Origin of the sequence: Microbispora hainanensis (genome assembly GCF_006874475.1) — a bacterium.
In the GTDB taxonomy this organism is placed as follows: domain Bacteria; phylum Actinomycetota; class Actinomycetes; order Streptosporangiales; family Streptosporangiaceae; genus Microbispora; species Microbispora hainanensis.
In genome coordinates this window covers 110,705-121,286 of the sequence record NZ_VIRM01000024.1, presented here as the reverse complement: position 1 = coordinate 121,286, position 10,582 = coordinate 110,705, and the positions used below count along the sequence as shown (strand labels likewise).

The window sequence follows — 10,582 nt, the reverse complement described above, 5'->3', positions numbered from 1 at the left end:
CGTCAACGAGGCCTTCGACGACGGCTCCGGCGGACGGCGCGACTCCAACCTGCAGCGCACCGGCAACGACTGGATCGAGGTCGCCTTCCGCACCGCGCGGGCCGCCGACCCGGCCGCCAAGCTCTGCTACAACGACTACAACATCGACAACTGGACCTGGGCCAAGACGCAGGGCGTCTACAACATGGTCAAGGACTTCAAGTCGCGCGGTGTGCCGATCGACTGCGTCGGCCTGCAGGGCCACTTCAACAGCGGCAGCGCCTACAACAGCAACTACCGCACCACGCTGCAGAGCTTCGCCGCGCTGGGTGTGGACGTGGCCATCACCGAGCTGGACGTCGAGGGCGCCTCGGCCACCACCTACGCCAACATCGTCAACGACTGCCTCGCGGTCTCGCGTTGTGTCGGCATCACGGTGTGGGGCGTGCGTGACAGCGACTCCTGGCGTTCCAGCCAGACCCCGCTGCTGTTCGACGGCAACGGCAACAAGAAGGCCGCCTACACCTCGGTCCTGAACGCCCTCAACAACGCCGCACCCAACACCTCGCCCAGCCCGACCCCGCCGACCAGCCCGAGCCCGAGCCCGACCCCGCCGGTCAGCCCGTCGCCCGGCACCTCGCCGCAGCCCGGCAACGGATGCAGCGCGACGATCCGTACGGTCAACAGCTGGCCCGGCGGCTTCCAGTCCGAGGTCACGGTCAGCGCCGGCAGCTCGTCGGTCAACGGCTGGACCGTGCAGTGGACCTGGCCCGGCGGGCAGACCTTCAGCAGCCTGTGGAACGGCACGCAGAGCGTGTCCGGCTCCTCCGTGACGGTCCGCAACGCCCCCTACAACGGTTCCATCGGGGCCGGCTCGTCGACCACCTTCGGCTTCACCGCCAACGGCAGCGCGGCCACCCCGTCCCTCACCTGCACCAGCTCCTGATCACCGATCCCGGCGATTCCTGACTCCTGGCGAAACCGGATCCGGTTCGGACGAGATGTCCGGCCGGGTCCGGTTTCACGTTGCGGCACCCGTGCGGCCACGGACGGACGTGGCGGCGGGATGATGGCCGTTATGGACGGGACCCTGCTCCTGCTGCTGGACGTCGACGGGGTGCTCAACCCCGTACGGCGCTCCTCGCCGCGCTTCCGGCGCTTCGACTGCGTGGCGGACGGCGAGGGGTTCCGCCTGCTGCTCGATCCCCGGCAGGGCGCCAAGCTGACCGCGCTGCACAGGGAGACCGGCGCGACGCTGACCTGGGCGACGACCTGGGGCGAACGCGCGAACGAGGAGATCTGCCCCAGGATCGGGCTGCCCCCGCTGCCGGTGATCCCGATCGACCGCGACCCTCCCCGCCCGCCCGGCGTGAACCTCAAGACCTGGCACGTCGCCGAATATGTCCGGGGCCGGCCGTTCGTGTGGTTCGACGACGACCTCGGCCCGGCCGATCTGGAGTTCCTGAACGGCCATCCGGGGGTCGGCGAGTTCCTGGTCGTGGCCGTCGATCCGCGAGACGGGCTGGGCGACGCCCACCTGGACGCCGCCCGCCGATGGCTGACCGCACGGAAGCCGTAAGCCTCCTGGTGAGACATGGTGGGGTCACAGGTGAGCGGGGGGCGGATTCTCAGGGATTTCCCCGGAAGCCCCGGTAGTGTCGCGGGCCATGACATGGCAGCGGAGGATCAACGGCGCACTCGTCAGGTTCACGGGAGTCCAGCTCACCCGGGTCCGGCCCGCAGCCCAGTCGTCGTCGCCCGCGAGCCCCGCCCCGCCGGCGGCGCCGGAGGAGCTGGTGCGTCCTCCCGCCGACCCCCGCGCCGACCGCCTTCTGGTCGCGCCGGTGTTCGTCATGTCCCCGGTGCGGTCGGGCTCCACCCTGCTGCGGTCGATCCTGAACGCCCACCCCCACCTGCACGCCCCGCACGAGCTGCACGTCAGGCGGCTGACCGTGGGATTCGGCACGTCGCTGGCCCGCAAGGCCATGGAGGCGCTCGGCCACAACCAGGCCGACCTGGAGCACATGCTGTGGGACCGGGTGCTCCACCGCGAACTGGTGCGGAGCGGCAAGCGGACCATCGTGGACAAGACCCCCGCCAACGCCTTCGCGTACGCCCGGATCGCCGCCTGCTGGCCCGACGCCCGCTACATCTTCCTGCTGCGCCACCCCGCATCCATCGCCGCCTCCTGGTATGAGGCCGATCCCGTCAAGCGGACCCGGCAGGAGGCCGCCGCCGACGCGCTGCGCTACATGAAGGCCGTGCAGCGGGCGAGGAAGGCGCTCACCGGCCTGACCGTCCGCTACGAGGACCTGACCGCCGAGCCGGAGAAGACGACCCGCGCCATCTGCGACTTCCTCCATCTGGAGTGGGAGCCCGGCATGCTGGCGTACGGCGAGCAGAAGGTGGTGCAGAAGGGCCTGGGCGACTGGAGCGACAAGATCCGGTCGGGCACGGTGCAGCCGGGACGCGACCTGCCCGGGCCGGATGAGATACCCGACCTGCTCAAACCCATCTGCCGCAGCTGGGGCTACCTCCCCAAGGAGGAGGGCCGATGAGAATCCGTTACATGCTCCTGCACGCCTTCGGCATGGGCGGCACGATCCGCACCGTGGTCAACCAGGCGAACGCGATGGCGGCGCTCGGCCACGAGGTGGAGATCGTCAGCGTGGTGCGCCGCCGTGACGAGCCGCAGTTCCGGCTGCATCCCGACGTCACGCTCACCACGCTGGTGGACCAGCGGACCGGCGTACGGGCCGACTCCCTCGGCCGGCGCGTGTGGCGGAGGCTGCGCGGCAAGCTCGTGCCGTACGGCGAGTTCGCGGCGGGCTACTTCACCGAGCGGGTCGAGAGGGCGGTCATCGACTACGTGTCCTCGGTGGACGACGGGGTCCTCGTCACCACGCGCCCGGCGCTGAACATCATCTCCGCGCGCCGTGCCTCGAAGAACGTCGTGCGGGTGGCGCAGGAGCACATGAACCTCGGCACCTACCCCGGCACGCTGCGCGAGGAGATCGTCCGGCACTACGGCGCGTTCGACGCGATCGCCGTGCTGACCCCCAGCGACCGGCGCGAGTATGAGCAGGCGCTGCCCGGCGCGAGGATCGTCCGCATCCCGAACGCGGTGCACTCGGTGAACCAGATGCCCTCGCGGCAGGAGCATCCGGTCGTGGTCGCCGCCGGACGCCTGGTCAGGCAGAAGGGCTTCGACCTGCTGCTGCCGGCGTTCGCCCAGGTGGTCAAGGAACACCCGGAGTGGCGCCTGCGCGTCTTCGGCACCGGCCCAAGGAAGGCGGCCCTGCGGGGGCTGATCGGCGAGCACGGCCTGTCGGCGCACGTGACGTTGATGGGCCGGACCAACCGCCTCGACGACGAGCTCGCCCGGGCCTCCATCTACGCGCTGAGCAGCCGGTTCGAGGGCCTGCCGATGGTCATGATCGAGGCGATGACCCACGCGTTGCCGATCGTGGCCTTCGACTGCCCGACCGGCCCCCGAGACGTGCTCACCGACGGGACCGACGGCGTCCTGGTGCCCTCCGGGGATGTGGACGCCCTCGCCGCGGCCATCAACCGGCTCATCGCCGACCGCGACCTGCGGCTGCGCATGGGCGCGGCCGCCGCGGCCACCGCCAGGGAGTACGCGCCGGAGAACGTCATGCCGTTGTGGGAGAACCTGTTCACCGAACTCCTGCTGGCCAAGACGGGCAGCGAGGCGCGGGCGCGGCGCTGACCCCGCCACACGCGTACACGGCCCCGGCCGGCCTCCGCCTCGCGCAAAGGCGGGAAGGGCCCCTGGCCGGCGGTGACGCCGGTCAAGGGCCCTTCCGTCTGTTCGGCCTGCGTCAGCCGTCGTTGTCCGACGACGGGATGTAGGCGCCCGGCACCTGGTCCGGCGCGTAGATCTCGCCGTCACCCGGGTAGGGCTTCTTGTAGTCGTGCGCCTCGTACCACGAGAAGCGGTTCATCTGCTCCGGGTTCCCGGAGTCGGCCCTGGCGGCGGGCCCGTTGAACGCCTGGTGCGACTTCCAGGCGCCCCACTTCTTCGCGATCTCCTGCTTGTCCGCGGGCACCTTCGCCGACGGCGCCGCCGCCGCGGCCGGGTTCTGCGGCGCCGGGGTGTCCGCACCACAGGACGGCAGGGTGGAGCCCGACAGGCCCAGCGTCAGCGACGTGCGGTTCGGCAGGGCGGTGAACGGCGTGTAGTCGGGCTTGTTGGTGAAAGCCGCCGCCATCGGGGTGGCGGCGCTGTCCTTCTGGTTCATCGGCTGGATGCCGAGGATCTGCTCGATGGTGCGGATCATGGTGATCTGCGTGTAGTAGTGGCTGTCCACGGTGCCGTGCTTGGCCCAGGGGCTGATGATCTGGATCGGAGCACGGTGGCCGTCGACGTGGTCGGTGCCGGCCTGGGAGTCGTCCTCGACGACGAAGATCGCCGAGTCCTTCCAGTACCTGCTGTGCGAGATCTTGTCGACGATCTTGCCGACGGCCAGGTCGTTGTCGGCGACTTGGCCGGCGCCGTTCACCGGACCGCCGGTGTGGTCGCTGGACAGCCAGAACATGTTCAGGTTGGCCGGCCCGTTGGCGTCGAAGTCACGCTTCCAGATCTCGTAGCGATAGATGTCGGGGACGCTGGTGTCGAACTTCGGGAAGCCGTGCACCGACACGTCGTTGAGCGATGGGATCGGCGAGGACGAGTTCAGGGTGTAGGCGGTGTTCGCCCCGGTGGCTTCCATGTTCTTGGCGTCGCAGTACAGGTTCTGCCACGTCGCGCCCGAGGGCTTGGTGAGGAACTGGTGGAACTCACCGAAGTTCCGCACGGTCTTGCCCGCGGCCTGCGCACCGCTCCAGATGAAGCCGGTCCGCTGGTGACCGAGGGCGTCGTCCTCGGTGTCGTAGCTGCGCAGGTACTGACCGGCCGAGGACTCGGTGTACTCCGGGTTGTCGGCCTGCATCAGCCAGTTGTGACCCTCGGCGGAGTTGGTGCCGATGTCGTAAGTGTTGTCGTACAGGCCGAACTGGCGCGCCAGCGCGTGCTGGTTCGGCGTCACGTTCTCGCCGTACTGGGCCAGCGACGGGTCGCCGTTGCCCTCCGGAATGTCACCGAGGACCTGGTCGTAGGTCCGGTTCTCCTTGACGATCAGGAAGACGTGCTTGATCGTCGAGGGGTCGCCGAGACGCTTCGGGACCGGCTCGGCCTTCTGCTTGTTGCCGTGGGCGATCTTGACGTCGTTCTTGCCCCAGCCGTTCTGCTCGAAGACCGTGGCCGTGGACCTGGCGATCTCCTTGTCGTCCGGCAGCGTGAACCGCTGCAGGCTCGACGTCGTGTCGTGCGTGCCGTGCCCGGCGGCGGTGGTGGGGCGGCGGGCGTCGATACCACGAGTGTTGGAGATCAGCACCTGGTCGCCGACCGTGGTGATCTCCGCCGGGAAGTAGTCGGTCGGGAGCAGGCCGACGTAACTGACCGGCTCCTGCGGGCTCGTGTACCGGTAGACGGCCACCGCGTTGGCGCGGCCGAGCGTCACCAGCAGGTGACCGTCGTCGGTGAGCGTCACGGCGTCGGGCTCGTAGCCCACGGAGGACTGCGGCCACGGCTGGGTGGCGATGGTCTGGACGACCTTGTCGGCGGCGGTGTCGATGACCGACACGTCGTTGGTGGCGGTGTTGGTGACGAACAGCGCGCCGTTCTTGACGTACAGGCTGGTCGGGTGCAGGCCGACGTCGATGCTCGAGGGGACGGCGGACGGGTTCGCCAGGTCGATGACGCTGACCGTGCCGGTGGTGGTGGCGCCGGTCTTCGGGTCGGCCGGCACCTGGGTGCCGTAGGAGTTGATCGTCGTCTCGCCGGGCTTGGCCGGACGGCCGCCCTCGTTGCTGACGTAGAGCTTGGTGCCGACCATGACCATGTCACGCGGGGCGTTGCCCACGGCCCAGCTCTGCTGGATGGCCCCGGTCGCCGCGTCCATGGCGACTACCCGGTTCTGACCGTTGACGGCGACGTACACGGTCTTGCCGTCGGCGGAGAACACCGGCTCACCCACCAGCGCGCGCTTCGAGCCCTGCGCGGCGATGGCGATGTCGACCGGGGCGGCGAGGAAGCCGTCCGGGTTCACGGTGAACCTGGTGAAGCCGTCGGCCCGGCCCAGCCACAGCTGCGAACCGTCGGGCGAGTACGTGGGGCCTTCCTGGCCCACAAGGTTGTCGGTGATGCGCAGGTTCGCCGCGGCGTTGTTGCCGACGACCTGCTGCACCTTCCAGTTCTTCAGGTCGACGATGACGAGCGCCACGCCGCCGTCGGTGACGGAGGCGGCGAGGTGCGTGCCGTCCGGGCTGACCGAGGACGACATGATCTTGCCGTTGTCGATGACGAGACGCTCGCCGATCGGGTTGATGTACTGGTCACTCGACACGACCAGGCCCTTGTCGGTGGTCTGGCCGACTTGCTGGGTGCCGAATACGTCGGTGGACGCGTAGGCGATGCCGCCGCCGGTGACGACGAGAGCGGCGGTGGCGGCCGCGAGGAGGCGGGTCCGCCTGCCGGTGCGTCCGCTGAGGAGTCCGGTAGGGACCTTGGCGACGCGCTGGCGCGTGACGTGCATGAATCATTCCTTCGAGGTGCTTGCGAGCAGGTCGACGTTCCCGTCGAACTGCCAGAGGAGGTTGGGTGCGTCCCCGGCCGGGGTGCGCACCTGGAAGTAGCCGTTGACCTCCTTGGGTCCGTCTCCGTCGGCGACGTACCGCCCGTCCGCGGTGACGTCGAGCTGATAGATGGCGGAGCCGACGGCGCTCGCGCCCGGCAGGTGCCAGGACACGACGCACCGCCAGTCGTTGCCCGGTCCCTGGTCGAGGACCCGGGAGCCGCCCTTGTCGCAGGACGCGGACGCCCCCAGCTGCGCCTCGGTGACGTCGGGGCGATGGAGCTCCCGCGTCTGCAGCCGATAGAGATGGGCGTACGCCGTGGCGAGCGAGTCCTGCAGCTTCCCCTTCTCGATCCCCGAGCCCGTGGCCGGGGTCGCGACGGCGATCACGCCCACGGTGAGGACGACCAGTGCGGCCAGCGGCAGGACCGCCGCCACGACGACCCGCCGGCCCGACCCGTCGTACGCGAGGTCGGTGAAGTCGCGGCGCAGGAACAGCCGGTAGGCCAGCGCGGTGGCGGCGACCGCCCAGACCACGCTCACCGCGATACCGATGAGGAGGGGGCCGGTCTGCGCCGGGCTGGTGAAGAGCCCGCGCCAGGCGATGAAGGCGCTGTTCGGCAGGGCCGTACGCACCGCCACCGGCAGCGGGAGCAGCTGCGCGAGCTGCAGCACCAGGGCGAGCAGCGCGGGCATCAGCAGCCCCATCGGTGAGCGGCCCAGGGCCACCGAGCCGAGGAGCCCGACGGCGGCGAACGCCACCGTCGGCGCCAGCACGCACAGCCAGGCGAGCGGAACCGTGGCGGCGGCGTCCGCCGGGGCGAGGAGATGGCCGTCCAGGCCGGCGAGCGGCCGGTTGCCGACCGCGGCCAGGCCGCCGATGACGCCCGACACGGCCAGCCCCGCCACCAGCAGCAGGAGCACGGTCAGGCTGGCGAGGCCCTTCGTCACGAAGATCCGCCTCGGTGAGCGGACCGCCACGAGGAGGTGACGCCACGTGCCCAGCCGGTCCTCGGCCGCGAAGACGTCGCCGGCGACCAGCGCGGTCAGCAGCGGAAGCGCCCAGCTGCACGAGAAGTCGAGTACGACCAGCGCCCCCGCCCAGCCGGTCGCGTTCATCCAGCGGCCGAAGACCGTGTCGGCGGGGAGCGAGCTCTGCAGGCTCACGGCGGCCACGAAGCTCGCCGGGGCGATCCAGCAGGCGAGCAGCAGCAGGCGGATGCGCCACTGGGAGAGCAGCTTGGCCAGCTCGAACCGGTAGCCGGGCAGCACGGGCGCCGGCCGGACGCCGACCGGGGGCCGGGTGACGGTTGCGGTCATCGCAGGTTCTCCTGATCGGTCTGCGCCTTCTGGCCGGTCTGCGCCTCCTGGCCGGTCCGCTCCTGCTGGCCGGTCCGCTCCTCCTGGGTCTGCGCAGGGGCGATGCCTGCCCCGGTCAGGGCGAGGAACGCGGCCTCGAGCGGCGTCACCACGGGCGCCAGCTCCCGGAGCGCCACGCCGGCCCGCACCAGCCGTACGACCAGCTCGTCGACGGCCGGCACGGGTCCGCGCACCACGAATGCGTCGGCGTCGAGTCGTTGGGCGGGGTCGCGGCCGGGCACGACGCGGAGCCCGGGCGTCTCCGACGCCAGCCGGTGGGCGGCCGCGGGGTCGGAGGTGAGCAGCCGGTAGTCGAGCTCGCCGCTCTCGGCGGCGAGCTTGCTCACCGGCCCGGAGAAGACGACCCGTCCGGCGGCGAGGATGGTCACCTCGGAGCACAGCGCGGCGAGGTCGTCCATGCGATGGCTGGACAAGACCACGGCGGCCCCGTCCGCGGCGAGTCCGGCGATGACGCGGTGCGCGTGGTGCTTGCCCGCGGGGTCAAGGCCGTTGGCCGGCTCGTCGAGGACGAGCAGTCGCGGCTTGGTGAGCAGCGCCGCGGCCAGCCCGAGCCGCTGGCGCATCCCCAGCGAGAAGCCCCGGACCCGGTCCTCGGCCACGTCGGAGAGCCCGACCTGCTCCAGCGCGTCGTCGACGCCGGTGGCGCCCCCGGCGTCGTACCGGCCCAGCGAGGCCAGGGCCGCGAGGTTCTGCCGCGCGGTGAGCGAGGGATAGAGCCCGGGCCCGTCAACGAAGCCCGCGACGCCGCCGGGGACGGCGAGCGTCCGCCCGACCGGCGTACCCAGGATCTCGAGGCGGCCGCCGTCCGCGACCGCCAAGCCCAGCAGCAGGCCGAGGAGCGTCGTCTTGCCCGCGCCGTTCGGGCCGACCAGGCCGTGGACCTGCCCGTACGCCACATCGAGGTCGACGCCGTCGAGTGCGGCCACATCGCCGAAGGACTTCGTGATCCCGCGAGCCCGGACTGCCGGGCTCCTGTTTCCGTCGACTTTTCCCATCCGTGTCCTTCCTCGGCAGCCGGCACTCGATCGCAGGTTCGTTGATCGGTACGGCAGCGAGAAAGTTAGACCCACTAAGGACGCTGGACGGTGTGCACCATGACAACACTGGGTTCACGCCGAGTAAACAAAGATCGTGACAGGCGGGAGACTTGGCCTGAGCAGTTAAAGATGTCTCCAGGCCACGTTCACCTACTGGTGGGTTTACGCCCGTAATATCCCCGTTTTGTAAACAAGTGCTCAACTGGGGGTTTTTACATGGGTTCCTCCCGCAAGCGTCTGCTGCGGCTGCTTGTGCCGACGACGACTGTGGCCACGGCGGCGGTCGTCGGCACGGTCCTCAATCCCGTCCTGCCCGCGAACGCCGCCACCTCGCACCACCACGACGGCGGCCGGGCACGCAGCGTGATCTTCATCAACGGCGACGGCATGTCCGCGGCTCATCGTGAAGCCGCGCGGCTGCACCTGGCCGGTCTCGACGGGCGGCTCGCCATGGACAAGCTCCCGGTCTCCGGGCAGCTGAGCACCAGCCCGCACGACCCCAAGACCGCCGTCACCGACTCCGCCGCGGCGGCCACCGCCTGGGCGACGGGGACCAAGACCTACAACGGCGCGATCAGCGTGGACGTCAAGGGCAAACCGCTGCCGATCCTGGGCCGTCAGGCCAAGGAGGCGGGCAAGTCCACCGGCCTCGTCACCACGTCTCAGGTGACCGACGCCAGCCCTGCCGCGTGGTTCTCCCAGACCGCCGACCGCGACTCTCAGGACGAGATCGCGCGGCAGTACCTGGCGGTCAGCAAGCCGGACGTCATCCTCGGCGGCGGCGAGGACTGGTGGCTCCCCGCGGGCACGCCGGGCGCGTGGCCCGACAAGCCCGCCGAGGACCCCGACGAGGCCAGCAAGGGCACCAAGGGCAACCTGATCGACAAGGCCAAGCGCGCCGGCTACCAGTACGTCTCCAGCGCGAAGCAGCTGGCCCAGGCAAAGCGAGGGAAGCTGCTGGGCCTGTTCAGCAACGAGGAGATGTTCCAGCAGCGGCCCGAAGGCCAGGGCGACGTCTACGCCCCGGCCGTGGACCTGGCCACCATGACCAAGAAGGCCCTCGACACCCTCAGCACGAACAAGAAGGGCTTCTTCCTGTTCGTCGAGGAGGAGGGCGTCGACGAGTTCGCGCACGAGAACAACGGCACCCGTGTGCTCCAGGCCATGGCCTCCCTGGAGAAGGCCGTCAAGGTCGCCAGGGCGTACGTGGCCGCGCACCCCGACACGCTTCTCGTCATCACCGGTGACCACGACTGCGGCGGCCTCACGGTGGAGGACACCGACGACACCGACGAGAGCGGCAGCGACCTGTCGACCGAGGACGGTCCGTTCAAGATCCACGGCAGCAACCTCACGTTCATGATGGACTGGACCACCACCGGGCACACCGGCGTGGACGTCCCGGTCACGGCCGAGGGGCCCCTGTCCGCCCTCTTCACCGGCAAGCACCCCAACACGTACGTGCACACGGTGCTCTCGAAGGTGCTGACCTCACGTCACTGATCGGCCGTTCGTCGCGCCGCCGCCGCCTCCATCGGCGGCGGCGCGGCC

8 protein-coding genes are annotated in these 10,582 nt (G+C 70.3%); 5 read left to right on the top strand and 3 right to left on the bottom strand.

Annotated features, from left to right (window positions below; translation table 11 throughout):
- From FLX08_RS20465 to FLX08_RS20450, 4 genes are all read left to right on the top strand, one after another.
- Positions 1 to 925: endo-1,4-beta-xylanase (locus FLX08_RS20465; RefSeq protein ID WP_208761557.1), on the top strand; the 925-nt coding region annotated here is incomplete at its 5' end.
- Between the two features lie 132 nt (positions 926 to 1,057).
- Positions 1,058 to 1,558 carry an HAD domain-containing protein gene (locus FLX08_RS20460; protein ID WP_142620478.1) on the top strand — a complete coding sequence of 167 codons (501 nt, stop codon included), beginning with the start codon at positions 1,058 to 1,060 and terminating at the stop codon, positions 1,556 to 1,558.
- Between the two features lie 88 nt (positions 1,559 to 1,646).
- A complete protein-coding gene (locus tag FLX08_RS20455) occupies positions 1,647 to 2,537 on the top strand; it encodes a sulfotransferase family protein (protein ID WP_142620477.1) in 891 nt (296 codons plus the stop codon).
- Complete coding sequence (locus FLX08_RS20450) at positions 2,534 to 3,709, top strand: glycosyltransferase family 4 protein (protein ID WP_142620476.1); 1,176 nt, start codon at positions 2,534 to 2,536, stop codon at positions 3,707 to 3,709. The genes FLX08_RS20455 and FLX08_RS20450 overlap by 4 nt, the downstream gene beginning before the upstream one ends.
- A gap of 112 nt (positions 3,710 to 3,821) precedes the next feature.
- Here FLX08_RS20450 and FLX08_RS20445 read toward each other — a convergent pair whose 3' ends face one another.
- The 3 genes from FLX08_RS20445 to FLX08_RS20435 are packed head-to-tail and all read right to left on the bottom strand — an operon-like array spanning position 3,822 to position 8,989.
- Complete coding sequence (locus tag FLX08_RS20445; protein ID WP_142620475.1) at positions 3,822 to 6,575, bottom strand: bifunctional YncE family protein/alkaline phosphatase family protein; 2,754 nt, start codon at positions 6,573 to 6,575, stop codon at positions 3,822 to 3,824.
- Positions 6,576 to 6,578: 3 nt separating this feature from the next.
- Positions 6,579 to 7,934 carry an ABC transporter permease gene (locus tag FLX08_RS20440; protein ID WP_142620474.1) on the bottom strand — a complete coding sequence of 452 codons (1,356 nt, stop codon included), beginning with the start codon at positions 7,932 to 7,934 and terminating at the stop codon, positions 6,579 to 6,581.
- Entirely contained in the window at positions 7,931 to 8,989 is a 1,059-nt protein-coding gene (locus FLX08_RS20435; protein ID WP_142620473.1) for an ABC transporter ATP-binding protein, read from the bottom strand. Before FLX08_RS20435 ends, FLX08_RS20440 begins: the two co-directional genes overlap by 4 nt.
- A 258-nt stretch (positions 8,990 to 9,247) precedes the next feature.
- On the opposite strand from FLX08_RS20435, the gene FLX08_RS20430 reads away from it, so the two are divergent.
- Positions 9,248 to 10,534 (top strand): alkaline phosphatase, encoded by a 1,287-nt coding sequence (locus FLX08_RS20430; protein ID WP_142620472.1) that lies wholly within the window; start codon positions 9,248 to 9,250, stop codon positions 10,532 to 10,534.
- Positions 10,535 to 10,582: the final 48 nt, after the last annotated feature.

Excerpts from the sequence above, each read along its gene's own strand:
- FLX08_RS20450 (WP_142620476.1), top strand. The coding sequence starts at position 2,534 with ATGAGAATCCGTTACATGCTCCTGCACGCCTTCGGCATGGGCGGCACG.
- FLX08_RS20455 (WP_142620477.1), top strand. The coding sequence starts at position 1,647 with ATGACATGGCAGCGGAGGATCAACGGCGCACTCGTCAGGTTCACGGGA.
- FLX08_RS20445 (WP_142620475.1), bottom strand. The coding sequence starts at position 6,575 with ATGCACGTCACGCGCCAGCGCGTCGCCAAGGTCCCTACCGGACTCCTC.
- FLX08_RS20435 (WP_142620473.1), bottom strand. The coding sequence starts at position 8,989 with ATGGGAAAAGTCGACGGAAACAGGAGCCCGGCAGTCCGGGCTCGCGGG.
- FLX08_RS20430 (WP_142620472.1), top strand. The coding sequence starts at position 9,248 with ATGGGTTCCTCCCGCAAGCGTCTGCTGCGGCTGCTTGTGCCGACGACG.
- FLX08_RS20440 (WP_142620474.1), bottom strand. The coding sequence starts at position 7,934 with ATGACCGCAACCGTCACCCGGCCCCCGGTCGGCGTCCGGCCGGCGCCC.
- FLX08_RS20460 (WP_142620478.1), top strand. The coding sequence starts at position 1,058 with ATGGACGGGACCCTGCTCCTGCTGCTGGACGTCGACGGGGTGCTCAAC.